This window comes from Bacillus sp. AF62 (assembly GCF_050312695.1).
Taxonomy (GTDB): Bacteria; Bacillota; Bacilli; order Bacillales; family Bacillaceae_G; genus Bacillus_A; species Bacillus_A cereus.
The window spans coordinates 63,977-90,358 of sequence record NZ_JBNPJZ010000012.1; the positions used below are offsets into that span (position 1 = coordinate 63,977).

Genomic DNA, 26,382 nt, shown 5'->3' on the forward strand with positions numbered 1-26,382 from the left:
TTAAACAGTAGGAGATTCGTTAGATACAAAGATATTTTCATGTTTCTTTGTAGTACTTAAAACAAATTTATGTTGTAGCAATTGTAGTTTAAATAGCGCTAAAGGATCATGATATGTTTCTGGATTGCTTCTTAGCGTTGCTAATGTTTGCTCGTCTTCCTTTATCTCAAGTTGAGCTGCATCCACATTTTGTTTCAATATGCTAAGTGGATCTTTAAAGAACATCATGATATCACGTTCTAATGCACCTTCAAATACTTCAAATTGTAGGAAGAATTGTTTTGAAATTGTGTGAGCAATTTCTGTATAGTCTTCTGTTTCAATATATTGTTTATATTTGTTGGCGAGCATAGATTGGTTTTTTTGCATATTACCAAATAATTTTCCGGCACTTTTTAAGAAAAACTGTGTTGGTGTAAAGCGTAATAAAATATTGATGTTCGTTACTGTAATTCGATTTGTCATTCGTACAACATCTCGATTCCAATCATCTAATAATTTGAAATCGCAAGGAAGTTTCATACGTTCTTCTTTATATAATTTATTAAACGTTTCACTCATTTCATCTAAATAAGCTTGAGCTTGAATAAATTCATTATGTGCTGTTTCAATCCATTCTTGAATAGACCCAGTAAATTTAGGAAGAAGTACCTGTTGTACATGCTTTTGAACTCGTTCATTCATTGCAGCATTTAATTCTTCATGAACTAGTTTGAAATCACTATCTTCTTGAACAAGATCAGAGCAGCTCTGTAATAATTCAGGAATTTGAGAATGTATATCTCGTGTAATTTCTTCTTTCGTTAAAAGATAGGATTCGGTAATAGAGCGAATTTTATCTTTTTCAAGAGCAGTAAGGTTATTAATAAATCCAGTAAGTTTCACTGAGATGTGTTTATTCCAGCGTACGGATTTTACTAATGTATTTTCTAATTCCACACGTTCATTTATGAGATAAGCAATTGTCTTTTGCGTAAACCATATTAGCTTTTCTATACGTTCTTTTTCTATATCGCGTTTTGCAAGATTAGAGAGAATAGATTCTGTTACATCTCCAAGTTGCTGACTACTCTCTTGCGAAGGAGAGTATGGGAAGAATTGTGCATCTGGAAAATGTACTTTAAGTTTACTAATTAGTTTTTCATTAGTAGTCGTATTATTTGTGTGTAATACGAAGTGAATTTGTAAGTTTGGTACTTGTTCACGTAAATAAATTAACGTATCAATTTCTTCACTATGCAATGGTGAAGAAGAATTTAATACGTAAACAAGGCTATCTGCTGCTTGTAAGTATTCAAAGTATGCATTGTTTTTATCCAATTGTCCTTGAATGGATGGTGTAATAAGAAATGTAAACTTATTTTTTCTTAAAAATCTACTTGGTAGCTTAATTTCTATACATTTTTTCTCAAGTTCTGACTGAGCAGATGTAGCCGTTATTTGATGGAATTCATCAAGGTTAGAGATATTTCTGATATCTAACTCGGTAAATTCTGTTATTTCAGTTTGACTAGCGTCTTTAAATAGAATAGGAGTTGTTAAAGTTTCAGTTAAGATGTTCTCTCCTAATATTGAATTAACAAATGATGTTTTATCATGGTCACTAGTTCCAGCTATTAGTAGTGGTGTGACATTTAAATCACATAGTTCATGGACGAGTAGCGTAAATTGATGACTTAAATCTACATCATTTTTCTCAGCCCATACAGCGATTGTTTCGAATAAATGAGAAACTGTTTCCATATTTACATCTGCTTCAGCTGATGTATTAGAAAGTAAGGATCCAGCACTTTTTACGAGTAATGATTCTAAAGTTGTAGGTGAGACTTCATTCCATGCTAATACTGCTGCAGTGACAACTAGAGAATCTTTTGCTTTCGTTAAACTGAACCAATTTGTTAATAGATTTGGTACAAGTCCGTTTAATTCATGCATAAAATGATTTCCGGTAATTAATGCAAAGTATGTTTCTTGATAGCGAGTAGAAATTTCATTCCAATCGTCATTATTGTCTGTTTCAATATGCAAGAATAAATGATTAATACTTTGAATCCAAGGAAGGTATAAGGATTCATGTTGGTAGCTATTCCAAAGAGCAATAACAAGTTCTTTAAATTGAGCTTGATCAACAGCATATAGAGCTTTTAAAGACTCATAGAAATATTCAGGCTTAATATTTTTAGTAAATCCTTTGTTTATGTAATTTATTAATGTATCAAACCAGTGTAAAGATTGTGTTCGAATACCTTCTTGAACAGCTAGTTCGATAGCGTTGTTCCAATCTTCTTGTTTTTCATAGAAAGAACGTGCAATTGCAGTAATATTTGGGTAATCCGGTTGGAATGCAACAGCTTCACTAATCGTCTTAAAAGCAAGTCCTAAACGATCTTGTTCGATATAAAGAGAAAGAAGTTGTAATGAAACTTCCATCGTAAGAGTTGTATCTTCTGTTTGAATAGATTGATAAATTTCTTCTGCCTTTGGTAGGAATCCTAGTTCAAAATAAGCATCTGCAATATTTTTTGTTGCCCAAAGTGCAAGAGTATTATTAACTTTTTCCCATTTAAATATAGCTGCTTCAAAATCTTTATTTTGATAATAAAATTCACCTTGAGCAAATCGAATATTAGAAATGTTGGAGAATTCATTTTTAGATTCATTTATATATGCTTCACCGAGTACTTCCGATGCAGGAGTAGAAGTTTCTTCTGTTAAAAATGTTTTATAGTAAACTTTTTGAATAAATTGATTTTCAATGGTCATGTTCGTTCCCCCCTGTATAATTTAGAAAAATGATGTTGTATGTAAAAGGGTTCATGTTCTTTTAATAGGTAGAAGTTGTATTATATAGACCAAACTATGTTTTTGCTAGATATATCATTTTTCTTGAGAGTTAAACCGTTGCGAAAAGTAACTTTCCTTTATTGTAACAAAAAAACACGCATATGAATTTTTATTTTTTATCAGGACATTTGCAGGCAGTAAGAATCTAATCTCAAAATTAGTGAATGTAAGTGAATTATGTCGGAGGCGAGATACCTGTAGAAGCCTGATGGATGTAGGCTAATAATCAGTAGAGGATGAAGAAAACCCACGCGGATTGAAGTTTAATTTTATCTCTGTTAAAGGAAAGAATAGAAGTAGAGTTCATTATAAAAACAATGTATAGTGAATATGTATACCATGTTTGCCTTAAAGATAGAAAGGGTACAATGTGGAATAACGATCGTGCATAGGATGTGTCTTCCGAATGGAACAACATATTGGCGAGTTAATCGCGCATTATGGCTATTTTGGAATTGTTATAGCTTTGGCTGGTGGGATTGTCGGATTACCGATACCAGACGAGTTTTTATTGACCTTTGTTGGTTATAATGTTTCAAAAGGAGTTATGTCAGGAACTGCTGCTTTTTTAAGTGGGATGGCTGGTGCGATGTTAGGGATCACGTTAAGCTACATATTAGGTTTAAAACTTGGGCTCCCTGTTTTAAAGAAATATGGGCCGAAAATTAGAATTAAAGAACATCACATTGAAAAAACACATATTTTATTTGAAAAATATGGGCCATTTCTTTTAATGATTGGTTATTTTATACCGGGAGTACGTCATTTAACAGCATATTTTGCTGGGGTATCAAATTTGACACTTTGGCGTTTTTGTTTGTACGCTTACGGTGGTGCGCTCATTTGGATAAGTGTTTTTATTGGGCTTGGCTGGAAGTTAGGCGAGAAGTGGCGCTTCGTTGAGTATAGTTTACATCATTATGGAATATGGATTTTATTAATTTCAGCAGTTGTTACATGTGTTGTATGGTTGTACATAAAGAAAAAGAAAAACCGCTAATAGCGGTTTTTTTAGCTGAAAGCAATAAATAATACACCAGCTGTAATAAAGACTACACCAACACCGGTCATAAAGTTTAACTTTTCACCGAGGATAATCATAGCGAGAATGATAGAAAATACGACGCTTAATTTATCGACAGGAGCTACTTGTGAAACCTTTCCTGTTTTGAGGGCAAGAAAATAAAATAGCCATGACGAAGCACCTGCAACCCCACTTAATGTGATAAATAGCAGTGCTTTTTTATTTAGCAGTACGTCGCCGATATTTTGAAATTTACCTTGTATGATAATAACGCCTATCATAAATAATGCCATAATAATAGATCGAATTGTTGTTGCAACGTTTGCATCGATGCCGTCTAAACCAAACTTTCCAAAAATCGATACAAGGGCAGCAGCAATTGCTGATAATAGTGCAAACAAGAGCCACGAACTCATAGTAAAATTCCTCCAATCTTACAGTATTATACATGAAAATGATTCTCATGTATAAAGTTGAAGCAATTGAGGTTTATAGGAAGCACGACTTCAACTTAACTTCTTGTTCCACCTGAATTTTAAGGTGGGAGTTTGACTGCCCGCAAATAGTGGGCTAAATAACGAAATAATCCCCACCTTATATTTTTAATAAGGTGGGGATTATTATACTACTCTGCAATTTCCTCATATAAAAAGTACGTTACATTATAAATATGTTCTACTTCATCGTCTGTCATAAACAGTAATTCGTCACGCTCAATCCCTTTTTTCTTTTCAATAAACTCAATCATGTTTTTGCGTTCTTCTCTCTTCATCAATTTTATTTCTCCTCTCAATCTGTTTTAATACAGTTTATTTAAGTTACTGCTATTATATAACAGAATCTTTAGAAAGTTCCACCTATTTTATTGTTTTTTTCAAAAGAACTTTTCGACAAAACAAGCCCACCTAAGGGGGGCTTGTTTTATTTTATAGTCGTAAAATCTCAGGCTCCGTCGTACCGGCACCATCGATGTAATAAATTGTGTCGGGATTGATTTTTATCAATACGTAATTAGGGTCTTCAGGACCGAGTAACCAACGTTTTAAGCTATTATTCCAAAACTTGTTTTTTAATGTCGAGTCTTCCTCAATTGAAGCTAATCCTTCAACTTCAATATAATCTTCATCTAACTTTTTCCCTTCTCGTCCGAGTAATACATGGACATTAGGATTGTTTTCAATATCTGTTATCTTTTTTGATTGTCGATCTGTTGCAACGTACAGTACAAAATCTTCATGGAAAAACATCATAAAGGCGCTATGAGGTTTCTCATTTCGTACTGTAGATAATACACCGGTACGTTGACCTTGAATAATAGTTGCGATTTTTTCTTTTAAGTGCATAATTTTAACCCCTTTTCACAATTTATAATTCTGTCTGTTTAAACAAGATAATTTAAATATCTTTCATACTGTTTTCTTCAATCCGATTTTTTAAACGTAATTGTGATGAAATCGGACAAGTTAGGAGAAGAATAATAATAATATTGTGGAGAAATACATACGATGGAAGGGTGAAAAGCATGTTTAATAAAATATTTCTTATAGTAGCACTTATAGGTGTACCACTATCTGTACTTGGAAAAACACTTCATTGGCCAGAAACAATTATGTTCGCTGTGTATTGTATTACGATTATCGCGTTAGCTGGTTTTATGGGGAGAGCAACAGAGAGTTTAGCAATTGTATCTGGTCCTAGAATAGGCGGATTATTAAATGCTACTTTCGGTAATGCTGTTGAACTTATCATTTCAATTTTTGCACTTCAAGCGGGGTTAATTGAAGTGGTGTTAGCTTCTTTAACGGGTTCTGTACTTGGAAATTTATTATTAGTAGGAGGACTATCCTTCTTTGTAGGTGGACTTAAATATAAAAGGCAAAGCTTTAACGTTTACGATGCAAGGCATAATTCAGCTTTATTAATATTTGCTGTTGTCGTGGCCTTTGTTATTCCAGAGATCTTTTCAATGAAGATGGACGCTGGCAAGACGTATCAATTAAGTATAGGTGTTTCTATTATTATGATTATAATGTACATTGCTGCATTACTATTTAAGTTAGTTACGCACCGTGGTGTATATCAACATAAAAGTGACGAAGTAGCGCATGAAGAAGAGCCAGAGTGGTCGAAAGGGAAGGCACTCCTTATTTTAGCGATAGCAACACTGGCGGTAGCTTATGTATCAGAGGCGCTCGTGCATACTTTTGAAACTGTTGCAAAATCATTTGGTTGGTCAGAATTATTTATAGGGGTTATTATCGTTGCAATTGTTGGAAATGCAGCGGAACATGCATCTGCAATTATTATGGCTTATAAAAATAAAGTAAATATTGCAGTCGAAATTGCAATAGGTTCTACATTACAAATCGCCATGTTTGTTGCTCCTGTACTAGTATTGCTATCTATGTTCTTCGCGCAGAGGATGCCTTTAGTATTTACCATACCAGAACTTGTATCTATGATTACAGCCGTTTTCTTAACGATTGCGATTTCAAATGATGGAGATACAAACTGGTTTGAAGGCGGCACTTTACTAGCCGCGTATGTCATTATGGGAATTGGTTTTTATTTATTATGAAAAATAGGCATAACAATTGTGCTCAGAGAAAACAATAAACAAAGTAGTATATATACCTTTACATAGGAAGGAGCCAGACAGGTGAAACGAGTATACAGCATATGTCTTTCAACTATGGTCTCGTTTATTTTATTATTTCCTAACATGAGTTTTGCAAAGACAACAGTAGGAACAAAAATGCCTTCATCTGTTTTAAATATTTCAAAAGACAATACATTTCCAAATGATGCGCAAGATTTGCCACGTTTACAGCCAAGTAAGTTTGCTCAAGAACTATTGAAAACAGCTAATATTAAAATTGAAAATCCAGACTTAATTCGGATGTTTAATGAAACGACAATTTCAAATGCGCCGCTTGCAGTAGGGTACCGGGCAAAAATTTATTTAGGTCAATGGGCTTTACATTATGAATCAGTAGACACATCGATTAATTGGGAATATAAACAAGTGAATCGAAATGTGTATGATAATCGCGGAGGAGACCGTTTATATCCACTTCGCTATAAGCAAGAAACACAAAAGACGGTTGAAGGCGATTTAACAGCAGATATGAAAGATGCTGCAGATGTGAAAAAAATGATGCTTCTCAAAGCGCTTGAAAAAGTACAATTGCCCCTTTCGTTTAAAACAACTATTGGTTATGGTACTGGACATGAGCGTGTGTATAATATTAGTCCGAGTCAACTCGGATATTTATACGCTTATACACCAGCAGTAAATGAAAAGGGAAAAGTAACATTTGGAGAAGTGTATCTTGTATTAAAGGGAAATCAAAAAAGACTTGTTGTGAAAAATATTACTTCTCAAGGAATTGGAGCGGCGATTCCAATTCATGATCATTTATTTTTTAAATTCATTTCTTCTTCCCACTCGCAATAACGTAAAAAAACGTCAGCTTATAAGCTGACGTTTTTTTATAATGTAATGTTTGCTGTTTTTGATAAGAAATCTTCTGTCGGATAGTAGCTGTTTTTTACAAGAACATTTGGTCCAAGACATTTTACTGCAGGACAGTGACAGCTTAATGATTTTGCTGTTTTTGAAGCACTCCATTTGTCATATGCTTCTTGTAATGTGTTTGTTTGTATGTTTCCTAGAAGTGGAACATCACCAAAGTCCGTTACAATAATATTTCCATCGAAAATATTTACATTTAAACGAGAACGGCCATCTGGATCATTACGAACAGTGACATTTTTGCTCTCTTGTAATTTTTTAAATGTGGCAATGTCTCGCTCGTCATCGCTACAAGCATAGAAAGGTAACGTTCCAAATAACATCCATACATTTTCATCACGAATTTCTAGTAAATGCTCAATAGCATCACGAATTTCAGCTTTTGTTAAAATCTCTAGATTACTCGCGAAGTCACTTGGATACATTGGGTGAACTTCATGACGTTTACAGCCCATCTCTTCGACGATTTGACGGTGAATATGTTCAATATGTGGTAGAGTTCTTTTGTTTAACATTGTTTCGGCCGATACAAGTACACCTGCATCTGATAGAGCCTTACTATTTGTAATCATTCTTTCGAATAATTTTGCACGTTGTTCGTAAGTAGGTTTACGCTCCATCATTGCAAATCCGCCTTCAACGAAGTCATCAATTGTTCCCCAGTTATGAGAGATATGCAACACGTCTAAATAAGGAATAATTTGTTCGTAACGTGCTAAATCTATAGTTAAGTTAGAGTTGATTTGAGTGCGAACGCCTCGTTCATGGGCGTATTTTAAGAGTGGTGTTACATAGTTGTCGACGGATTTTTTTGAAAGCATAGGTTCTCCGCCAGTAATACTTAAAGAACGTAAATGAGGAATCTCATCTAATCGTTTTAATAAAAGATCCATCGGAAGCGGATTTGGGTCTTTCGGCTGTAACGTGTAACCAACAGCGCAATGCTCACAGCGCATATTGCATAACGTCGTCGTTGTAAATTCAACATTTGTTAATAGTAGTTTGCCGTACTCTTCAAGGTCCATATACGCTTCCCATGGATCGTAAGAAGGAGTAATCGGCTTCATTTTTTGTGATATCGTCATATGAAATACTCCTTTGACTATTGAAATAACAATTTGTCCATTCTCTATAATAGAAGAATATGTGCTTTTTATAAAGTGAAACTTTTTAGCGTGAAAAGAGAGAGGGCTTACATTATAGTGGATGACTGTGACAAAATTGATGAAATTTCATGCCCATAGCAATCATTTTTGCGGTATAATAAAAGCAACTCGAATTAAAAGGAGAGTGCCTTCATGGGAAAAGCAATTCAAGATAAAGATACACAATTAGTATATTTAAAAGAGCGTTTAAATATGTTCATTGAAGTAATTGATACAATTGAACCTGAAGAAGTAGAATTAGAAGATGTAGATCGTCTTCTTGCAATGTTAGATGAATTAGAATTAAAATGTGAGCAATTTAAAAAAGACGAATAATATATTAAAAAGGCTGCCAATTCCAATTTGGTAGCCTTTTTCTGTGCGGATAATAGAAGGACGATAGAAAAAGAGGTATAATCAAGTTGTGAAAAATTTCATTTATGCTTTAATAGCGTGAAACAAATAAAAAGCTAAAGAGCATAACAATGGAATTTTCAGCTCATAACGTTTTGGTAGCGTTCACAATTGAGGGGGAAGTAACAATGAAAAAGCTTCAAGAAAGCATGTATCAACTAATTGTTGAAACGTCAACGAACTTACCGAAAGATGTTCGTCGTGCGATTCAACAAGCGAAAGAGCGAGAAAATGCAGGGACTCGTTCTGCGATGGCACTTGGCACAATTACAAATAATATTAAAATGGCTGATGATAACATCTCACCGATTTGCCAAGATACAGGGATGCCAACGTTTAAAATTTATACACCAGTTGGTGTGAATCAATTAAAGTTGAAGGAAGCTATCTATAATGCGCTTGAGCGGGCGACAAAAGATGGTAAACTTCGTCCAAATTCTGTTGACTCTCTTTTTGGAGACAATAGTGGAAATAATTTAGGACCAGGTACACCGGTTATTAAGTTTGAACAATGGGAAAAAGATTATATTGATGCACGTTTAATCCTAAAAGGTGGTGGCTGTGAGAATAAAAATATTCAATATAGCTTACCGTGTGAACTAGAAGGACTTGGACGAGCTGGCCGTGATTTAGAAGGAATTCGTAAATGCCTTCTTCATGCAGTATACCAGGCACAAGGTCAAGGATGTAGTGCTGGTGTAATTGGTGTTGGTATCGGGGGAGACCGCACATCAGGTTATGAATTAGCAAAAAATCAATTATTCCGTACATTAGATGATGTCAATCCAGTACCAGAGTTACAACAACTTGAAGAGTACGTATTAGAAAATGCGAATAAGCTTGGCATTGGTACAATGGGATTTGGTGGAGAAACAACTTTACTGGGCTGTAAAATTGGCGTGTATAACCGCCTGCCGGCTAGCTTCTACGTATCTGTGGCGTATAATTGCTGGGCATATCGCCGCCTAGGTGTAACAATCCATCCTGAAACAGGTGAAATTATGGATTGGTTATATCAAGAAGGTGAAGATACACTTCAGCATGAAGCACAAGAAAAAACAGAGCAACGTGAGATTGTATTACAAGCACCAATTACAGAAGAGCAAATTCGTGGACTTCGCGTTGGTGATGTTGTAACAATTAATGGCATGATGTATACAGGTCGTGACGCAATCCATAAGCATTTAATGGATAATGATTGTCCAGTAGATTTAAATGGACAAATTATTTACCACTGTGGTCCAGTTGTTGTGAAAGATGACAATGACAATTGGCAAATTAAAGCGGCAGGTCCAACGACAAGTATTCGTGAAGAACCGTACCAAGGCGATATTATGAAGAAATTTGGTATTCGCGCTGTTATTGGAAAAGGCGGTATGGGTGCGAAAACATTAGCGGCTTTAGAAGAACACGGCGGCGTGTACTTAAACGCAATTGGCGGTGCGGCGCAATATTATGCTGAATGTATTAAAGAAGTGAAAGATGTTGATTTCTTACAATTTGGTATTCCAGAAGCAATGTGGCATTTACGCATTGAAGGTTTTAAAGCAGTTGTAACGATGGACTCTCATGTTAATAGTTTACATGCAGATGTTGATAAAACATCACTTGAAAAATTAGCGAGCTTTAAAGAGCCGGTATTTAAATAAACAAAAATGCATCTCGAATCTTTCGAGATGCATTTTTTGGTATATATAGAAAAACATGCACAGCATGAAAGTAAGTAAGTAAACAGAAACTACAGGTACGATTATATATGGAAAGGAGACTATTTATGAAATATAAATGGTTATATATCGGTCTCATTTTTTCAATTATGATGGCACTTGTTCCAGTTTCGGCATTGGCTTATACAAATACTCCACATAACTGGGGAATCCCGCGTCCTAAAAATGAAACAGTACCAGATGCAGGAAAGTTATATACGGATTTACTGCAAAAAAATGGCGGGTTTTATTTAGGAGATACGAAGAAAAAAGATATTTATTTAACATTTGATAATGGATATGAGAATGGATACACAGGGAAAATCTTAGATGTATTAAAAGAGAAAAAAGTACCAGCAACTTTCTTTGTAACGGGGCATTACATTAAAACACAAAAAGATTTATTGTTAAGAATGAAGGATGAAGGACACATTATTGGAAATCATTCTTGGAGTCATCCTGATTTTACAGCGGTAAATGATGAGAAGCTTCGTGAAGAATTAACGAGTGTAACGGAAGAAATTAAAAAAGTAACTGGGCAAAAAGAAGTGAAATATGTACGTCCTCCGCGCGGTGTATTTAGTGAAAGAACGTTAGCTCTTACGAAAGAAATGGGCTACTATAATGTATTTTGGTCACTTGCATTTTTGGATTGGAAAGTGGATCAGCAAAGAGGATGGCAATATGCGCATAATAATGTTATGACGATGATTCATCCAGGATCTATTTTATTACTTCATGCAATATCAAAAGATAATGCAGAAGCACTTGCAAAAATCATTGATGATTTGCGCGAGAAAGGGTATCATTTTAAAAGTCTAGATGACTTAGTAAAAGGCAATCAACCGTAAGCATGTATGCTTACGGTTTTCTCATGCTATAATGATGTGTAAAAAGGATGGGGAAACGTATGTGGAGCGAACATGTTACGTTAGAGTATCCGTATCATTTTGAAGAAGTATTAAAACGTTTATCTTTTGATCCTCTTAACGTCATTCAATTAGATGAGAAAGTCATTTATATCCCGCTTTGTATAGATGAGGAACAGGTTATTGTTCGCTTACAAGGGATTGGTACTGTTCAAAATCCACAGTTTTGGATTTCTAGTCAGACAGGAAATCCGGAGAAAGTCATGAAACGAATGAGAGCCATTTTTCATTGGAATGAACCGTTTCAAGATATACAAAATCATTTTTTAAACACATCATTACGTCCACTATTTGAAACATATGCTTATACTCCAATTATTTTAGAATTTGATTATTTTGCTTGTCTTCTTCGCTGTATCATTCACCAACAAATAAATTTGAAATTTGCTACTGTGTTAACAGAACAATTTGTGAAACGGTATGGAACAGAGAAGAACGGTGTATTCTTTTTCCCCACTCCGGAAATAGTAGCAAATATTTCAATAGAAGAATTGAGAGAGCAGAAGTTTAGTCAGCGAAAGGCTGAATATATAGTAGGATTAGGTCGAAGTATTGTCAGTGGTACATTAAATTTAGCGAGTATAGAAAATGAGACGGAAGAAGAAGTTTCAGCACAATTGTTGCCAATTAGGGGAATTGGTGCATGGACAGTGCAAAACTTTTTAATGTTTGGGCTTGGACGGAAAAATATGTTCCCGAAAGCGGACATTGGGATTCAGCGTGCAGTGCAAGGTATATTTCAATTAGATGATAAACCTGATGATGTATTTTTAGAAAAAGTGAAACAAGAGTGTGAACCATACTGCAGTTATGCAGCGTTATATTTATGGAAAAGTATAGAGTAGAGGTGTAATAATGATACAAAAGCAACATGAGAGTAAGTTGGAAGTTGGTCAAACGTTTCCTGTGACAATTAAACGTCTTGGGATTAACGGAGAAGGCGTTGGTTATTTTAAGAGACAAGTTGTTTTCATTCCAGGGGCATTACCAGGAGAAGAAGTTGTTGCAGAAACAACGAAAATTCAGCGTGGCTTCGCTGAAGCGAAAGTGAAAAAAGTTCGTAAAGCTTCACCGCATCGTGTGAAAGCACCGTGTCCAGTATATGAGGAGTGTGGCGGTTGTCAGCTGCAACATTTAGATTATAAAGAACAATTGAATCAAAAGCGTGATATCGTTGTACAAGCATTTGAGAAGTACATGAAAAACAGTATGGAAGAGAAAATTCGTCCAACGCTTGGCATGGAAAATCCATGGCATTACCGTAATAAGAGTCAATTACAAGTGGGGCGTAAAGACGAAAAGGTTATTACAGGGCTATATAAACAAAACTCACATCAGTTAATTGATATTGCTCACTGTATGATTCAACATAAAGCAACGAATGAAGCGACAAAAGTTGTAAGACGTATTTTAGAAAAATTAAATGTTTCTATTTACAACGAGAAAAAACAAAAAGGTTTAGTACGCACAATTGTAACACGTACTGCAGTTCAAACAGGGGAAGTACAAGTTACACTTATTACAACAAAAGAAGAATTACCAAATAAAGAACAATTTGTTGCAGAAGTACAAAAACAGATGCCAGCGGTTAAATCAATTATGCAAAATGTAAACTGGCGTAAAACATCTGTTATTTTTGGAGACAAAACATTTAAATTAGCTGGAAAAGAAGTAATTCAAGAAACACTTGGCGATTTATCATTTGAATTATCAGCACGTGCATTCTTCCAGTTGAATCCAGAACAAACAGTTGTTTTATATAATGAAGCGAAAAAAGCAGCTGCGTTAACAGGCGATGAGAAAATTGTAGATGCGTATTGTGGTGTTGGTACAATTGGATTTTGGCTTGCAAATGATGCAGCGGAAGTACGTGGTATGGATGTAATTCCAGAAGCGATTGCAGATGCAAGAAAAAATGCGAAGCGTCACGGATTTACAAATACGAAATATGAAGCAGGTAAAGCTGAACAATGGTTACCGAAATGGGTAAAAGAAGGATGGCGTCCAGATGTAATTGTTGTCGATCCACCACGTACAGGTTGCGATGATAAATTACTGGAAACAATTTTAAAAGTGAAGCCGAAACAAGTTGTGTACGTGTCTTGTAATCCTTCATCATTAGCACGTGATGTACAAGCATTAATGAAGAGCTATGAAGTGGAGTATGTGCAACCAGTTGATATGTTCCCGCATACAGCTCACGTAGAAAATGTAGTGAAGCTTGTTAGAAAGTAAAGTTTATTAATATTCCCTCATGGTATGAGGGAATATTTTCTATGAAGGAGAATATTATGCATAATTATAAATTAACGATTCAGTATGATGGTGCACGTTTTAAAGGATGGCAACGTCTCGGTAATAACGATAATACGATTCAAGGAAAAATCGAAAGTGTCATATCTGAAATGATCGGAAAAGAAATTGAAATTATCGGTTGTAGTAGAACAGACGCTGGTGTACATGCTTTGAATCAAGTTGCTAACTTTCAAAGTGATGAGAAGTTAGTGGAACATAAAGTGAAAAAATATTTAAATCAATATTTACCTAATGATATTAGCATTACGAATGTGGAAGAAGTATATGATCGTTTCCATGCTCGTTACAATTCTAAAGCAAAAACATATCTGTATAAAATTTGGAATGAAGAGCATACAAATCCATTTATGCGTAAATACAGCATGCATGTGAATAAAAAATTAAATGTGGAAAGCATGAAAGCAGCTGCGAAACATTTAGTTGGTTCACATGATTTTACTGCTTTTTCAAATGCGAAATCAAAGAAAAAATCTATGGTTCGAGAAGTATATACACTTGATGTGATGGAAGAGGCAGGGTTTGTACAAATTAGAGTAAGTGGTAACGGCTTCCTTCATAACATGGTAAGAAAAATTGTTGGAGCATTAATTGAAGTTGGATTAGGACAATTAGATGCTGAAGCAATTCCACAAATTCTAGAGGCGAAACAACGTAATCAAATTAATTGTCTTGCTGAGGCGAGTGGTTTGTATTTGGAGAATGTTGAGTTTTAATGGCAAATAAAAAAATCGGGCTAAGTAGCTCGATTTTTTTAGTATTACGAAGATTTCTCTTTTTTTATACGTATCTTCAAATTCCAAAAAGCAGCAAGCATAATAGCTGCAAAGGAGCCGCTAATTGTTCCAAATAGTTTTGCATAAGGAGAGCTGCTTACATCGGCATTAATGAATAACATCATACAGAGCATGGCAGGGAAAAAGTATAAGTATTGTAATAACTTTAATTTTTTATCATTACTCATATATATAGCCCCTTTCTAGCATGTTATATGTTTATTATAACATATTTTACCAAGTTGTTTTTACACTTGGAGACATGTTCATTTCATATGTGTAAATGCAGTTTTTTAATTCGATATTGTAAGTTTTGCCTACTTAATCCTAAAAATTTTGCAGCTTGTGAGATGTTGCCATGATTCTCTTTAAGAATTTGGTTAATGTAGTTCTTTTCCATTTTTTCTATTGTGTGTTTTAAAGTTTTTGGTGCATCAGTATTGTGATTAGTTAGTGCATGTTGCATATTGAATTCTGTTTTTATTCGTTCACGGAAGCGAGTAGGCATATGAAACGCTGTAATGATGGTTTCATCTTCTATTAAGTTCATGGAACCTTCAATTATATGTTCCAACTCCCGTACGTTCCCAGGCCAATCGTATGCATAGAAAAATTCTCTTACATTTACATCTACATCGGTTACGTTTAGCCCGAATTGAGTATTATATTTTTCAATAAAGTGCTGAACAAGAGCTAGAATATCTTCTTTTCTTTCACGTAAAGGCGGAAGACATAAAGTAACGACGCTTAATCGGTAATATAAGTCTTCTCTTAATCGATTATGTGCGATGGCTTCGAAAGGATCTTCATTGATAGTTGCTATAATACGAACATCAATTTCTTTTTCGTGTGTGCCTCCGATTCTTCGTATTGTTTTTTCTTGTATAGCTCGTAGTAACTTCGCTTGAAGTGCTGGACTTAATGAGTTGATTTCATCTAATAACAAAGTTCCTCCGTTCGCTTCTTCAAATAAACCAGCTTTATCGATAGCTCCTGTAAATGCACCTCGGTTTGTACCGAATAATAAGCTTTCCATGAGTGTATCAGGTATAGCGGCACAGTTCTGTGAAATAAAGGGTTTTGTTGAACGCTGACTTTCATTATGGATGCTTTGTGCAAATAGTTCTTTCCCAGTGCCTGTTTCTCCTACTAGAAGTATGGAGGAAGATGTACGAATTACTCTTTTTCCTTCAGTAATGATTGATTGAATAGCTTCAGAATCACCAATTATGTGATCAAAGGTAAATTTAGTACTTTGTTTTCGAGAAGGGCCCATTCTTATTGTTTGCTTTAAGTTACTAATTTCTTTTGATATTTCAATAGCGCCTTTAATTTTTCCATTTTCTATTATAGGGAAAGTATCGTTAATCGTTGTAATTTCTTGTCCTTTATTGTTAAAATACGTTTGTTTTATATTTTTGTTTGTTTTTCCTAATTTTAATGCCTCTATAAGAGTACTATTTTTATTTTCTTCAAATGCAAATATTTCTAAAGGACTTTTATATAATACATCTGAGCGTTCCATTGATTCAATTTCCATCATTTTGCGGTTATAGATAATCGTTTTACTTTCCTCATTAATAATATGAATCCCGATATCGAGTTCATTGAGTAAAGTTTCATATAGCATGTTCATTTCAATGATCTGTTTAAAATTAATGTCTTCTGTACGCATAGATTATCTTCTCCTCATTTCACCCTATGAAGACTGACTTTTTATAATTTTATTAAAATTCTTATAAAACCGCAAAATTTTTTTGCTATTTTCCTTTTAAAACTTTTCAAATGATAGAAAAATTTTGCGGTTGTGCACGCTTTTTTGTGTAAAACTCTCATTTAATATATGAATTAGAGACTTGGTACGCATTTTGCATAAATAATATTTGAAATCTCTAGAGGGGAGAATATGAATTTTTACAGGATATACAACGTTTCGGTGTCAATTAATAAGAGGGAGGGATTTATAAAGTGAAGACAGTTATAGAAGGTGTGTATAGTCCTTGTTATGGAAAAGTAGAGAAGTTATTTGTTACGGAAAGTTCTTACGTATACGAGTGGGAGAAATTAGCGTTAATTGAAACAATAGATAAACAGAAAGTAGAAATTAAGATAGGAATCAGTGGTTATATTGAATCATTAGAAGTAGTAGAAGGACAAGCTATTGCTGATCAAAAGTTATTAATAACAGTAAGGGATGACCTTTTAGTAACAGGCAGTGATTAATGTAAGTGATGTGTATTTTTGCTCTTTTAAATCATTATTTTTACGGTGAAGAATTTTAAAAACGCTTACATTAAATGGATTGGCAAAGTGAAAAGGGGGGATTTATATGATGGATCAAAACCAAGGATTAAAAAGAGAATTGAAAAGCAGGCACATATTTATGATTGCACTCGGTGGAGTTATTGGTACAGGACTTTTTTTAGGATCAGGTTATACGATTCATGAAGCTGGACCTGGAGGAGCAATTGTAGCGTATCTTGTCGGTGGATTTGTAATGTATTTAACGATGCTCTGTCTTGGAGAGTTAGCGGTTGCGATGCCTGACGCAGGGTCTTATCAAACGTATGCGACAAAGCATATTTCTCCTGCAGCAGGTTATGTAGTGGGATGGATGTCGTGGTTAAACTGGTCTGCTACGATAGGTATTGAATTAATTGCAGTTAGTATTTTGATGAAACGTTGGTTTCCTGATGTACCGTCATGGATTTGGTGTGTAGTGTTCGCGGTACTGCTCTTTGCTATTAATGCGTTATCTTCAAGAAGTTTTGCGGAAGTGGAATTTTGGTTTGCAAGTATTAAAGTAATTACAATTATTGCATTTATTATTTTGGGCGGGGCAGCAATGTTTGGGTTTCTAGATATGAAAGGGAATGAACCAGCGCCAATGTTCTCTAGCTTTACTGATTATGGTGGATTGTTTCCAAATGGATTATCAGCCATTTTAATTACAATGATTGCAGTTAATTTTTCTTTCCAAGGAACAGAATTAGTTGGTATTGCAGCAGGTGAGAGTGAAAATCCAGAGAAAACGATCCCGAAGGCAATTAACAATACAGTTTGGCGTATACTTGTTTTCTTTGTACTATCTATTTTTATTCTTGCTGGACTATTCCCTTGGCAGCAAGCAGGAGTAATAGAAAGTCCATTCGTAGTTGTATTTGATAAAATTGGTATTCCTTATGCAGCAGATATTATAAATTTCGTTATTATTACAGCAGTACTATCCGTTGCGAATTCAGGATTATATGCAACTTCGCGTATGCTATGGTCTATGTCTAATCAAGGAATGATTAGTCCAATTTTTGGAAAGTTATCTAAAAACGGTGTTCCTATTTATGCATTAATCGTAAGCACAATTGTAGGGTGTCTCTCACTACTATCAGGTATTTATGCGGAAGATACAGTTTATTTATGGCTGCTTTCTATCGCTGGATTCGGAGCGATACTAGTTTGGGCATCTATTGCTTTATCAAATTTATTAGCTAGAAGGTCATACATGAAGCGGGGCGGGGATGTTAAGGACTTGAAATTCAAAACACCATTGTATCCATTTGTACCACTTCTTGCGTTAGTATTAAATTTAACAGTAATCGTTGGCATGGCCTTTATTCCAGAACAAAGAATGGCATTGTATTGTGGTATTCCATTTATGATTGTTTGCTTACTGTTTTATCGTGCTACAAGAAATAAGGGAAGTAATGTAGAGCATATTGAAAAGACAAATACAACGGAAGTAGAGAGTTTATAATAGTGATTAATTAGGAGACTGTAAAATTGTAAACAGTCTCTTTTTTTGTGAAAATAAAGCTGGAAACATACTATGTATGCAAAGGGGAATTAGCGATGAATCCAGAAGTTTCGCAGTTGTTAAAACAAATAGATTCAAGGAAAGAGGAATTACTAGAACTTACAAAAACTTTAATTCGTTTTGAAACACCAGCACCGCCAGCGAGAAATACAAATGAAGCACAAGAATTTGTTGCAGAGTTTTTAAGAAAACGAAATTTTAGTATTGATAAATGGGATGTATATCCGAATGATCCGAATGTTGTTGGGGTAAAAAAAGGGATAAAAAGTGACTCATATAAAAGTCTTATTATTAATGGACATATGGATGTAGCCGAAGTGTCAGCAGATGAGGCGTGGGAAACAAATCCATTTGATCCATTTATAAAAGATGGCTGGTTAGTTGGACGTGGCGCAGCAGATATGAAAGGTGGGCTGGCTGGAGCGCTATTTGCCATTCAACTTTTACAAGAAGCTGGTATTGAATTACCTGGAGATTTAACTTTTCAATCGGTAATTGGAGAAGAAGTTGGAGAAGCAGGTACACTTCAATGCTGCAAAAGGGGTTACGATGCTGATTTTGCAGTAGTAGTGGATACGAGCGATTTACATATGCAAGGACAAGGCGGTGTCATTACTGGATGGATTACAGTGAAAAGTCCACAAACGTTTCATGATGCAACGCGCAGACAAATGATCCATGCTGGAGGACGTTTATTTGGAGCGAGTGCGATTGAAAAAATGATGAAAATTTTACAAAGCTTACAAGAATTAGAGCGCCACTGGGCAGTTATGAAAACATATGAAGGCTATCCATCTGGAACAACAACAATTAATCCAGCTGTTATTGAGGGAGGAAGGCATGCGGCGTTTATTGCGGATGAGTGCCGATTGTGGATAACAGTGCACTTCTATCCGAATGAAACACATGAACAAATAATAAACGAAATTGAAGAGTATATTGGAAAGGTGGCAGCTGCCGATCCATGGTTAAGTGAAAATCCGCCACAATTTAAGTGGGGCGGAGAATCAATGATTGTAGATCGTGGGGAAATTTTCCCTTCATTAGAAGTAGATAGTGAACATAAAGCTGTAAAAAAACTTAGCTCAGTACACGAGTCTATTCTATCAAAAAATACAATTTTAGATATGTCTGCAACGGTAACTGATGGTGGTTGGTTTAGTGAGTTTCACATTCCAGCGATTATATATGGACCAGGTACATTAGAAGAAGCACATTCTGTAAATGAGAAAGTTGAAATTGAACAGTTAATTGAATTTACAAAAGTGATAACAACATTTATATATGAATGGTGCCACACGAAAAAATAGATTTGTATAGTAAAATCGTACGAGTATGTATACTTGTACGATTTTTTAGTGAACTATTTCAGAGTTGAATATAAACAACTGAAATAGTTCTTTATTTTGCTATGTCTTTCGTTTCATTTCAAGTAATTTCTCTTTTGCTAATTCAACGGCAATCGCATCATCTAAATAGCCAATTGGAAAGAGATAGTCGGGAATAATATCTGTCGATAAAATGAAATAAAGTAATGCGCTCCCAAGAACTGCACGTTCTTCTTTTGAAATGGTTTCATTACAAAATTGTTGATACATATCTGTTAATTGTTCAATAAAAGGACCAGCACTATCAATTTGCTCTAATTTGCTTGCAAAACTGTCATGAATACGTTTTTCGCCTTCTGTTGTCTGGGCATAGCGTTCGTAATTTTCGAGTTCTTGTTTTACGCGAGTTGTAGTGTAATCGAAATCGAATAAGTTAGAGGATTGTAAAGTTTGTTGAATGGTATCAAGAGATGTGTACATATCCGTTTTTTCTTTATTAATGTGAGGAGAATCAGGGTACATTTCATCAAATAACAATTGGGGTGGAACTTGAAGACATTCTGCAAATTTTTGTAGATGTTTTTGTTTTGGCGGTTGTTTGCCATTAATAATTCTTGAGACTGTTGCAGGATCAATATTTGTAAGTATTCCTAGTTGGCGCATAGATAAGGCGCGTTCTTTTAAAAGTTTTTTTATTAATTTACCAAGCCGATTATTCGGGTTTTCATTAGCCATAGTGCAGGCACTCCTTTTTTAGTGTTGAAAAAATGTTGAGCATTTATTACAAGTATATGAAACAGACAGGCACAGTTGCTCAACATTTTCATAATATGCATTGAAAAGTGAGAAAAAGGGGTGACTATTTATGAATACGGTAGGCTTATTTTCAATTTTTTTAATTGGGATCGCTTCTAATTTAGATAATGCAGGTGTTGGGATTGCGTATGGCATTCGTAAAATTCGTATTTCGTGGTTTAACAATTTTATCATCGCATTCTTTGGATTTTTATTTACTTTACTAGCTGGATTTTTTGGGAACTGGATTGCATTATTTATTTCAGAGTTTACAGCAAACCTGATTGGAGCAATCGTTTTAGGGATAATTGGGGTGTTTATTTTATGTCAGCCTTTCTTGGGTCAAAAAAATACTGTAGGTTCTAAAGATGATAATGTACTTATGGGAATTTTACGTGATCCAGAAAAAGCAGATTTTGATGGATCTAAAACAATTAGTTTTTCTGAAGCACTTGTTTTAGGAGTTGCATTATCTATTAATAATATTGCAGGTGGGTTTGATGCTGGGGTAACAAATTTAAATCTTTGGCTTACAGCGACTATTTCTGGGGTGTTTAGTTTTATTTGCATAAGTGGTTTTGCATATGTAGGGAAACGATATTTAGCAGCTTACTTAGGGAAATGGGCGACGGTTATTGCAGGAGTGTTATTAATACTTATTGGGATTGATCAGTTGTTGTAAGGAGAGTAGAAAACAAGGTTCGAGTATTTCCTTGGAAATACAGCAAGGGATTGCATATATCGACGTACTTTTCTCCATACTAATACGGATTTCTTTTAAGAAAGGGGGATTTGTATGGGACGCGGGAAAGCATTTGATCATAAGAAAAAAGGGCATGATCATCAACCACCTAAAGGTGCGTTCATTCATAAAGATGTAAATGAACATACTTTGGAAGAGGAAGAGCTACCAGTAAATATTGAGGCGTATAAAAATAGTTTAAAAAAACATTAAAAGCACCTACATAGGTGCTTTTTTTACCGTATATCTTCAATTAATTGTTCGGATTCTTCATGCATACTGTACTCACTTAATACTTGAATGCAAAGCCACTTTAATTCTTCGATCGTATGCTCAAGTTCTTCAGGAAGCACATGGTGAATGTCTTCAAGTCCCATTCCGAAATGAATAAGTTCAAGTACTTGATCATCGATGTTCCGGTCCATTAATAGTTCAAGTACTTCTAAATTGAATATGTATCGGTGAGCTTCATCGAGTGAAACAACTTTTAGCTTTAAGCTTTCTACAATACTCAATATAAAAAGAAGAATTGTTTTTTCAAGAACAGGCTGTTTTCCCATTTGAAATATTAGTTTCATCTTTCACACCTCCACATATAGCGCTAGGTTGTACTATATTATTCAGGAAGGGGGAACAAATATGCATGATATAGAGAAACTTTCAGCACTGTTTTTGTAAGAGGATTGATAACTGACAAAAGTGAGGTTTTGGTGAAATAAAAAATCCTGCTAGTATAGCAGGATAACTCGCGATTAAAAAATACTCCAGCCTTCTTGAGCAGAAAGAAGTTCAAGAATTTTAAAACCAGCAATGCTATTTCCGTTTGCATCTAAAGCTGGTCCGAAAATACCGATTCCCATGTCTCCTTTTACGCAACCGAAAATACCACCGGCTACACCACTTTTTGCAGGGATACCAACACGAATTGCAAATTCACCAGATTCGTTATACATACCACATGTGACCATAAATGTTTTGCAAATTTTTGTAATATGTTTAGGGATGATTTGTTTCTTTTTATATGGATCATATCCATCCATTGCAAAAATTAAGCCGATACGTGCTAAATCGATGCAGTTTACTTCAACTGCACATTGACGAGTATATAAATCCATAAGTTCTTCAATATCACAATCGATAATTCCGTTTTGTTTCATATAATAACAAAGTGAACGGTTTAGATAAGCTGTCTCTAATTCTGAATCGGCAACTTTAGAGGAATAATTAATAGTAGGATTATCTGTTATTTCACGTACAAAATGAAGAATACGTTCCATTTTTTCCTCGTTATCTTTTCCTGCTAACATGCTTGTAATAGCTAATGCTCCTGCATTTATCATTGGATTAAGGGGTTTGGATGGACTTGTCGTTTCTAACTTAATAATAGAATTAAATGGGTCACCCGTTGGTTCCATTCCAACTTTAGAAAATACATATTCTTCACCACGGTCTAAAAGGGCAAGGGCAAGTGTGATTACTTTGGAAATACTTTGAAGAGTAAATAGTGTTTGTGAGTTGCCTGCATGGATATATTCTGTTTCTTTATGGAAAATGGCAATCCCTAAATCGTCTGGATTTGCATTTCCTAGTTCGGGGATATAAGTAGCAAGTTTTCCTTTTTTCGTATATGGTTTTACTTGTTCTAACAACTGTTGTAAGTTGTTTGTTTCAATGCACTGCATAGTACCAACGCTCCTATTTCGAATTAACTAAGTTTACTTTTCCCGATATGCTCGGAAATAAATAATAACATGAAAAAGTGGAATGATAAAACGAAAGTTATATGTTCTATAGTAGGTCGTTCTTTCAAGTCCTTTGTATTAAAAAAGGAGAATTTCCCTTTTATATAACAGTTTGGAAATAGGAGATTTATCCATAAAAAATTCGAAAATAAAAACTACACATCTATACAACTATATGTTATTATGGTTATGTAAATAGAAAGCGTTTTCTAAGGCGTACTTATAATGATAACGATTTCATAAATTTGATAGGGGGAATTAAAATGTTGCAGTTTTTACAACGTATTGGTAAAGCGTTAATGCTTCCAATCGCCGTACTACCAGCAGCAGGATTATTGCTTCGTTTAGGGCAACCAGATGTATTTGATATTCCTGTTATGGCACAGGCCGGTGCAGCAGTTTTTGATAATTTAGCACTCATTTTTGCAATTGGTATTGCAATCGGTCTTTCAGTTGATGGTAGTGGTGCAGCAGGTCTTGCAGGTGCAATTGGTTATCTAGTTATGAAAAACAGTATTGATGCACTTAGTAAGGGATATTCTACTGTAGAATTACAAGATAAATTAGGCAAAGTCCAAGATTTAATAGGTAATAGCGCTAATGTTGATCCATCTAAGCTTGCAGATACAATGACACAAGTATCTAAGGCAGCCGAATTATCGACTAAAGTGGATATGAAAGTTTTAGGTGGTATTATTGTTGGTGTTATAGCGGGACTTCTTTATAATAAATTCCATAAGATTAAACTTCCAGAATGGTTAGGGTTCTTTGCTGGAAAACGTTTCGTCCCAATTGTTACATCGGTTGTGATGTTAATATTAGGAATTCTATTCGCACAAATTTGGCCAGCAATTCAAAATGCTATCGATGCATTAGCTCATGGAATTGTTAATTTAGGGGCAGTTGGTTCAGGTCTATTTGGTTTATTAAACCGTCTATTAATTCCAATCGGTTTACATCATGTAATGAACACATATTTCTGGTTCGTACTTGGTGACTTTACAAATGCAGCAGGTAATGTTGTAAATGGTGATATTGCTCGCTTCCTTGCCGGAGATAAAACAGCGGGTATGTTTATGACTGGTTTCTTCCCAGTTATGATGTTCGGTTTACCAGCAGCATGTTTCGCAATGATTGCGGCTGCTAAACCAGAAAAACGTAAAATGGTTACAGGTATGTTAGGTGGTCTAGCATTAACTTCATTCTTAACTGGTATTACAGAACCAATTGAATTCTCATTCATGTTCTTATCACCAGTATTATATGGTATTCATGCTGTATTAACAGGTCTTTCTTTATTCATTACAACAACTCTTGGTATTCACGATGGTTTCACATTTAGTGCCGGTGCAATCGATTATTTCTTAAACTTCGGTATTGCAACAAAACCATTATTACTAGCGGGAGTCGGCTTAATTTACGCAGTAATTTATTTCGTTGTATTCTACTTCTTAATTAAGAAGTTCGATTTAAAAACTCCTGGTCGTGAAGACGAAGAGGAGGTAGCTGAAGGTGAAGAAGCTCCAGTTGCAGGTTCAATTGGTGAAACTTACGTAGCAGCTTTAGGCGGAAAAGAAAACTTAACAGTTATTGATAACTGTGCAACACGTCTACGCTTACAAGTAAAAGATGCTGGTCAAGTAAATGAAGCAGCATTAAAACGTGCTGGTGCAAAAGGTGTTATGAAATTAAGTAATACAAGTGTACAAGTTATCGTAGGTACAAATGTTGAATCTGTTGCCGATGATATGAAAAAACACGTATAAATAATGAGATAAGAGGATGTCCCAAAAGATTGATAACATCAATTTTTTAGAGGACATCCTCTTTTTTGTTAACAATTTAACGGGAATCTTACTTTTGTAAATTTTCTTTTTCTTTTTTGTACATATGGGTTGGTAATATGTGCAGTGCGTGATAAGGTAGGGATGATATAGAATGGATTATCCATAATCTACTAAAATAAATCTTTAGTAGAGGAATTAAATTATTGGTGAGTAAGGGGAAAAAAGCAATTATGGATCAGGAAAAAAATAATGCGAATGGGAAAGCACATCGGCCGATTGTATACATAAAAAGGACAATCATTCTCGTCTTACTATTATCACTTGTATATTTCATGTATACAAAAATTGTTGCGCATAATAAGAAAGAAGAAACTTTAAAAGCGGCAGCAGAAATGAAGAAACAAGAAGAGCTAAAAAAGAAAGAAGAAAAAAAGAAACAAGACGTACAGAAGCAAAAACAAAAAGAGCAGGAAGAACAAGTGAAGCAAGCGCAAGCTGCGGAACAGCCTGCTGAAGGACCACCTCAAGAAATTAATGAAAACGCTCAATTGGACCAGTATTTACAAAACGCAGGATTTAGCGGGACAGCTGTTATTGTGAAGAACGGAAAAGTTCTTCTGAATAAAGGGTACGGTATGGCAAATAAAGAGCAGCAAGTACCGAATAATTCAGAGACGACTTTTTATATTGGCTCTATTTCAAAGGCGTTTGTAGCAACTGCTATTATGCAATTGAAAGATCAAAATAAATTACAAGTTGAAGATACTGTTGCGAAGTATATTCCAGATTTTCCACAAGGTAATAGTATTCAGCTAAAACATCTATTAACACATACATCAGGGATTCCAGAATATGAGCAAGGAAAAGAAGATATTTCTCATGAAGAACTGATAAAGCGAATAGGAAATCAAAAGCGTATTGGTGGTCCAGGAGAGAAGTGGAAGTATTCCGATTCGAACTACTCTATACTTGCATACATTGCCGAGAAGGTAAGTGGACAGTCGCTTGAAGAATATATTAAACAACATATTTTTGCTACTGCTGGTATGAAACATTCTGGTTTTGGCACAGCGTTAGAACAAACAAGATTCCCATCAACGGGTTATAAAATAGTAAATAATAATATGACAACACCTAATATTCCGAGCATGTCACAACTATATGGTTGTGGTGATATATATACGAGTGCACATGATTTATATTTATTTAACGAAGCGTTATACTCTGGAAAGTTAATTTCAAAAGCGAGTTACGATCAAATGTTTACAGCCGTGAAAAAAGATTACGGATTTGGCTGGTACGTAGACCCAGGAAGCTATTCGAATCACGGTGTAATGCCAGGTTGGAATTGTTTAAATGGATTTAGTAAAAACGGTAGTGTGTATGTTGTTTTATTATCTAACATTCAAAACAACATTAAATCATTTGGTAAAGTGAATAATGACATTTATACGATGTTGCGAAATATTGAAGTGTAAGAAACTATCCTTT

26 protein-coding genes and 1 pseudogene are annotated in these 26,382 nt (G+C 34.8%); 17 read left to right on the plus strand and 10 right to left on the minus strand.

Translation table 11 applies throughout. The annotated features are described in order from the left end of the window. Positions 1-2,763, minus strand: coding sequence for a tetratricopeptide repeat protein (locus ACQRBL_RS02125; RefSeq protein WP_411996139.1), 2,763 nt, complete (start codon positions 2,761-2,763; stop codon positions 1-3). Between the two features lie 487 nt (positions 2,764-3,250). Here ACQRBL_RS02125 and ACQRBL_RS02130 point away from each other — a divergent pair, with 487 nt between their 5' ends. Next, positions 3,251-3,844, plus strand: a complete 594-nt coding sequence (locus ACQRBL_RS02130; protein WP_000434878.1) for a DedA family protein — start codon at positions 3,251-3,253, stop codon at positions 3,842-3,844. An 11-nt stretch (positions 3,845-3,855) separates the two neighbouring features. Here ACQRBL_RS02130 and ACQRBL_RS02135 read toward each other — a convergent pair whose 3' ends face one another. From ACQRBL_RS02135 to ACQRBL_RS02145, 3 genes are all read right to left on the minus strand, one after another. Continuing rightward, the gene (locus tag ACQRBL_RS02135) at positions 3,856-4,284 is read right to left on the minus strand and encodes an EamA family transporter (protein ID WP_000100296.1); all 429 of its coding nucleotides are present in this window, start codon (positions 4,282-4,284) and stop codon (positions 3,856-3,858) included. Positions 4,285-4,493: 209 nt separating this feature from the next. Continuing rightward, the gene (locus tag ACQRBL_RS02140) at positions 4,494-4,640 is read right to left on the minus strand and encodes a BH0509 family protein (RefSeq protein WP_000817786.1); all 147 of its coding nucleotides are present in this window, start codon (positions 4,638-4,640) and stop codon (positions 4,494-4,496) included. 154 nt (positions 4,641-4,794) lie between these two features. Beyond that, positions 4,795-5,211 (minus strand): pyridoxamine 5'-phosphate oxidase family protein, encoded by a 417-nt coding sequence (locus ACQRBL_RS02145; protein ID WP_411996140.1) that lies wholly within the window; start codon positions 5,209-5,211, stop codon positions 4,795-4,797. Positions 5,212-5,390: 179 nt separating this feature from the next. Here ACQRBL_RS02145 and cax point away from each other — a divergent pair, with 179 nt between their 5' ends. Both cax and ACQRBL_RS02155 read left to right on the plus strand, forming a co-directional pair. Beyond that, on the plus strand, positions 5,391-6,446 hold the full coding sequence (gene cax, locus ACQRBL_RS02150; protein WP_000482131.1) for a calcium/proton exchanger: 1,056 nt from the start codon (positions 5,391-5,393) through the stop codon (positions 6,444-6,446). Positions 6,447-6,527: 81 nt separating this feature from the next. Then, positions 6,528-7,325: a YfkD famly protein gene (locus tag ACQRBL_RS02155; RefSeq protein WP_002083605.1), complete on the plus strand. Its 798-nt coding sequence runs from the start codon at positions 6,528-6,530 to the stop codon at positions 7,323-7,325. 35 nt (positions 7,326-7,360) lie between these two features. Here ACQRBL_RS02155 and yfkAB read toward each other — a convergent pair whose 3' ends face one another. After that, positions 7,361-8,488, minus strand: a complete 1,128-nt coding sequence (gene yfkAB / locus ACQRBL_RS02160) for a radical SAM/CxCxxxxC motif protein YfkAB (protein WP_000156022.1) — start codon at positions 8,486-8,488, stop codon at positions 7,361-7,363. Positions 8,489-8,701: 213 nt separating this feature from the next. Between yfkAB and ACQRBL_RS02165 the strand changes: the two genes are divergently transcribed. From ACQRBL_RS02165 to truA, 6 genes are all read left to right on the plus strand, one after another. Beyond that, entirely contained in the window at positions 8,702-8,884 is a 183-nt protein-coding gene (locus ACQRBL_RS02165) for an SE1561 family protein (protein ID WP_000513558.1), read from the plus strand. Between the two features lie 206 nt (positions 8,885-9,090). Next, the gene (gene fumA, locus ACQRBL_RS02170; RefSeq protein WP_411996141.1) at positions 9,091-10,611 is read left to right on the plus strand and encodes a class I fumarate hydratase; all 1,521 of its coding nucleotides are present in this window, start codon (positions 9,091-9,093) and stop codon (positions 10,609-10,611) included. Between the two features lie 125 nt (positions 10,612-10,736). Next, on the plus strand, positions 10,737-11,519 hold the full coding sequence (gene pdaA / locus ACQRBL_RS02175; protein ID WP_000875956.1) for a delta-lactam-biosynthetic de-N-acetylase: 783 nt from the start codon (positions 10,737-10,739) through the stop codon (positions 11,517-11,519). A gap of 59 nt (positions 11,520-11,578) precedes the next feature. Next, entirely contained in the window at positions 11,579-12,442 is an 864-nt protein-coding gene (locus ACQRBL_RS02180; RefSeq protein ID WP_000269416.1) for a DNA-3-methyladenine glycosylase family protein, read from the plus strand. A 10-nt stretch (positions 12,443-12,452) separates the two neighbouring features. Next, on the plus strand, positions 12,453-13,832 hold the full coding sequence (gene rlmD / locus ACQRBL_RS02185) for a 23S rRNA (uracil(1939)-C(5))-methyltransferase RlmD (RefSeq protein ID WP_411996142.1): 1,380 nt from the start codon (positions 12,453-12,455) through the stop codon (positions 13,830-13,832). A 56-nt stretch (positions 13,833-13,888) separates the two neighbouring features. Beyond that, positions 13,889-14,626 carry a tRNA pseudouridine(38-40) synthase TruA gene (truA, locus tag ACQRBL_RS02190; RefSeq protein ID WP_048538466.1) on the plus strand — a complete coding sequence of 246 codons (738 nt, stop codon included), beginning with the start codon at positions 13,889-13,891 and terminating at the stop codon, positions 14,624-14,626. 44 nt (positions 14,627-14,670) lie between these two features. Here truA and ACQRBL_RS02195 read toward each other — a convergent pair whose 3' ends face one another. Beyond that, positions 14,671-14,874, minus strand: coding sequence for a hypothetical protein (locus tag ACQRBL_RS02195; protein ID WP_000063858.1), 204 nt, complete (start codon positions 14,872-14,874; stop codon positions 14,671-14,673). Between the two features lie 83 nt (positions 14,875-14,957). After that, complete coding sequence (locus ACQRBL_RS02200) at positions 14,958-16,361, minus strand: sigma-54 interaction domain-containing protein (RefSeq protein ID WP_001258420.1); 1,404 nt, start codon at positions 16,359-16,361, stop codon at positions 14,958-14,960. 293 nt (positions 16,362-16,654) lie between these two features. On the opposite strand from ACQRBL_RS02200, the gene ACQRBL_RS02205 reads away from it, so the two are divergent. The 3 genes from ACQRBL_RS02205 (at position 16,655) to ACQRBL_RS02215 (ending at position 19,807) form a co-directional block, all read left to right on the plus strand. Beyond that, positions 16,655-16,909 carry a biotin/lipoyl-containing protein gene (locus ACQRBL_RS02205; RefSeq protein ID WP_000859489.1) on the plus strand — a complete coding sequence of 85 codons (255 nt, stop codon included), beginning with the start codon at positions 16,655-16,657 and terminating at the stop codon, positions 16,907-16,909. Between the two features lie 106 nt (positions 16,910-17,015). Next, the gene (locus tag ACQRBL_RS02210; protein WP_000969253.1) at positions 17,016-18,437 is read left to right on the plus strand and encodes an amino acid permease; all 1,422 of its coding nucleotides are present in this window, start codon (positions 17,016-17,018) and stop codon (positions 18,435-18,437) included. Between the two features lie 95 nt (positions 18,438-18,532). Continuing rightward, positions 18,533-19,807 carry an acetylornithine deacetylase gene (locus ACQRBL_RS02215; protein ID WP_001067761.1) on the plus strand — a complete coding sequence of 425 codons (1,275 nt, stop codon included), beginning with the start codon at positions 18,533-18,535 and terminating at the stop codon, positions 19,805-19,807. A gap of 99 nt (positions 19,808-19,906) precedes the next feature. Here the strand turns inward: ACQRBL_RS02215 and ACQRBL_RS02220 are convergent, their stop codons facing one another. After that, entirely contained in the window at positions 19,907-20,560 is a 654-nt protein-coding gene (locus ACQRBL_RS02220) for a DUF1232 domain-containing protein (protein WP_023521001.1), read from the minus strand. A gap of 130 nt (positions 20,561-20,690) precedes the next feature. On the opposite strand from ACQRBL_RS02220, the gene ytaF reads away from it, so the two are divergent. Both ytaF and ACQRBL_RS02230 read left to right on the plus strand, forming a co-directional pair. Further along, positions 20,691-21,302 carry a sporulation membrane protein YtaF gene (gene ytaF / locus ACQRBL_RS02225; protein ID WP_001098787.1) on the plus strand — a complete coding sequence of 204 codons (612 nt, stop codon included), beginning with the start codon at positions 20,691-20,693 and terminating at the stop codon, positions 21,300-21,302. A 114-nt stretch (positions 21,303-21,416) separates the two neighbouring features. Beyond that, positions 21,417-21,575 carry a hypothetical protein gene (locus ACQRBL_RS02230; protein ID WP_000532409.1) on the plus strand — a complete coding sequence of 53 codons (159 nt, stop codon included), beginning with the start codon at positions 21,417-21,419 and terminating at the stop codon, positions 21,573-21,575. 23 nt (positions 21,576-21,598) lie between these two features. On the opposite strand, the gene ACQRBL_RS02235 is transcribed toward ACQRBL_RS02230, so the two are convergent. Then, the gene (locus tag ACQRBL_RS02235; RefSeq protein ID WP_000766603.1) at positions 21,599-21,940 is read right to left on the minus strand and encodes a DUF3969 family protein; all 342 of its coding nucleotides are present in this window, start codon (positions 21,938-21,940) and stop codon (positions 21,599-21,601) included. 174 nt (positions 21,941-22,114) lie between these two features. Continuing rightward, positions 22,115-23,044, minus strand: a complete 930-nt coding sequence (glsA, locus tag ACQRBL_RS02240) for a glutaminase A (RefSeq protein ID WP_001149850.1) — start codon at positions 23,042-23,044, stop codon at positions 22,115-22,117. Between the two features lie 69 nt (positions 23,045-23,113). Here glsA and ACQRBL_RS02245 point away from each other — a divergent pair. The 3 genes and pseudogenes from ACQRBL_RS02245 to ACQRBL_RS02255 all read left to right on the plus strand — a co-directional run bounded on the left by ACQRBL_RS02245 (position 23,114) and on the right by ACQRBL_RS02255 (position 26,369). Next, positions 23,114-23,226 (plus strand): annotated as a pseudogene (locus ACQRBL_RS02245) (transcriptional regulator). Between the two features lie 141 nt (positions 23,227-23,367). Further along, entirely contained in the window at positions 23,368-24,870 is a 1,503-nt protein-coding gene (nagE, locus tag ACQRBL_RS02250; protein ID WP_000938907.1) for an N-acetylglucosamine-specific PTS transporter subunit IIBC, read from the plus strand. 251 nt (positions 24,871-25,121) lie between these two features. Beyond that, positions 25,122-26,369 carry a serine hydrolase domain-containing protein gene (locus ACQRBL_RS02255; RefSeq protein ID WP_153217498.1) on the plus strand — a complete coding sequence of 416 codons (1,248 nt, stop codon included), beginning with the start codon at positions 25,122-25,124 and terminating at the stop codon, positions 26,367-26,369. The last annotated feature ends 13 nt before the right edge of the window (positions 26,370-26,382 follow it).

Excerpts from the sequence above, each read along its gene's own strand:
- ACQRBL_RS02125 (WP_411996139.1), bottom strand. The coding sequence starts at position 2,763 with ATGACCATTGAAAATCAATTTATTCAAAAAGTTTACTATAAAACATTT.
- ACQRBL_RS02130 (WP_000434878.1), top strand. The coding sequence starts at position 3,251 with ATGGAACAACATATTGGCGAGTTAATCGCGCATTATGGCTATTTTGGA.
- ACQRBL_RS02135 (WP_000100296.1), bottom strand. The coding sequence starts at position 4,284 with ATGAGTTCGTGGCTCTTGTTTGCACTATTATCAGCAATTGCTGCTGCC.
- ACQRBL_RS02140 (WP_000817786.1), bottom strand. The coding sequence starts at position 4,640 with ATGAAGAGAGAAGAACGCAAAAACATGATTGAGTTTATTGAAAAGAAA.
- ACQRBL_RS02145 (WP_411996140.1), bottom strand. The coding sequence starts at position 5,211 with ATGCACTTAAAAGAAAAAATCGCAACTATTATTCAAGGTCAACGTACC.
- cax (WP_000482131.1), top strand. The coding sequence starts at position 5,391 with ATGTTTAATAAAATATTTCTTATAGTAGCACTTATAGGTGTACCACTA.
- yfkAB (WP_000156022.1), bottom strand. The coding sequence starts at position 8,488 with ATGACGATATCACAAAAAATGAAGCCGATTACTCCTTCTTACGATCCA.
- ACQRBL_RS02165 (WP_000513558.1), top strand. The coding sequence starts at position 8,702 with ATGGGAAAAGCAATTCAAGATAAAGATACACAATTAGTATATTTAAAA.
- fumA (WP_411996141.1), top strand. The coding sequence starts at position 9,091 with ATGAAAAAGCTTCAAGAAAGCATGTATCAACTAATTGTTGAAACGTCA.
- pdaA (WP_000875956.1), top strand. The coding sequence starts at position 10,737 with ATGAAATATAAATGGTTATATATCGGTCTCATTTTTTCAATTATGATG.
- ACQRBL_RS02180 (WP_000269416.1), top strand. The coding sequence starts at position 11,579 with ATGTGGAGCGAACATGTTACGTTAGAGTATCCGTATCATTTTGAAGAA.
- rlmD (WP_411996142.1), top strand. The coding sequence starts at position 12,453 with ATGATACAAAAGCAACATGAGAGTAAGTTGGAAGTTGGTCAAACGTTT.
- truA (WP_048538466.1), top strand. The coding sequence starts at position 13,889 with ATGCATAATTATAAATTAACGATTCAGTATGATGGTGCACGTTTTAAA.
- ACQRBL_RS02195 (WP_000063858.1), bottom strand. The coding sequence starts at position 14,874 with ATGAGTAATGATAAAAAATTAAAGTTATTACAATACTTATACTTTTTC.
- ACQRBL_RS02200 (WP_001258420.1), bottom strand. The coding sequence starts at position 16,361 with ATGCGTACAGAAGACATTAATTTTAAACAGATCATTGAAATGAACATG.
- ACQRBL_RS02210 (WP_000969253.1), top strand. The coding sequence starts at position 17,016 with ATGATGGATCAAAACCAAGGATTAAAAAGAGAATTGAAAAGCAGGCAC.
- ACQRBL_RS02215 (WP_001067761.1), top strand. The coding sequence starts at position 18,533 with ATGAATCCAGAAGTTTCGCAGTTGTTAAAACAAATAGATTCAAGGAAA.
- ACQRBL_RS02220 (WP_023521001.1), bottom strand. The coding sequence starts at position 20,560 with ATGGCTAATGAAAACCCGAATAATCGGCTTGGTAAATTAATAAAAAAA.
- ytaF (WP_001098787.1), top strand. The coding sequence starts at position 20,691 with ATGAATACGGTAGGCTTATTTTCAATTTTTTTAATTGGGATCGCTTCT.
- ACQRBL_RS02230 (WP_000532409.1), top strand. The coding sequence starts at position 21,417 with ATGGGACGCGGGAAAGCATTTGATCATAAGAAAAAAGGGCATGATCAT.
- ACQRBL_RS02235 (WP_000766603.1), bottom strand. The coding sequence starts at position 21,940 with ATGAAACTAATATTTCAAATGGGAAAACAGCCTGTTCTTGAAAAAACA.
- glsA (WP_001149850.1), bottom strand. The coding sequence starts at position 23,044 with ATGCAGTGCATTGAAACAAACAACTTACAACAGTTGTTAGAACAAGTA.
- nagE (WP_000938907.1), top strand. The coding sequence starts at position 23,368 with ATGTTGCAGTTTTTACAACGTATTGGTAAAGCGTTAATGCTTCCAATC.
- ACQRBL_RS02255 (WP_153217498.1), top strand. The coding sequence starts at position 25,122 with ATGGATCAGGAAAAAAATAATGCGAATGGGAAAGCACATCGGCCGATT.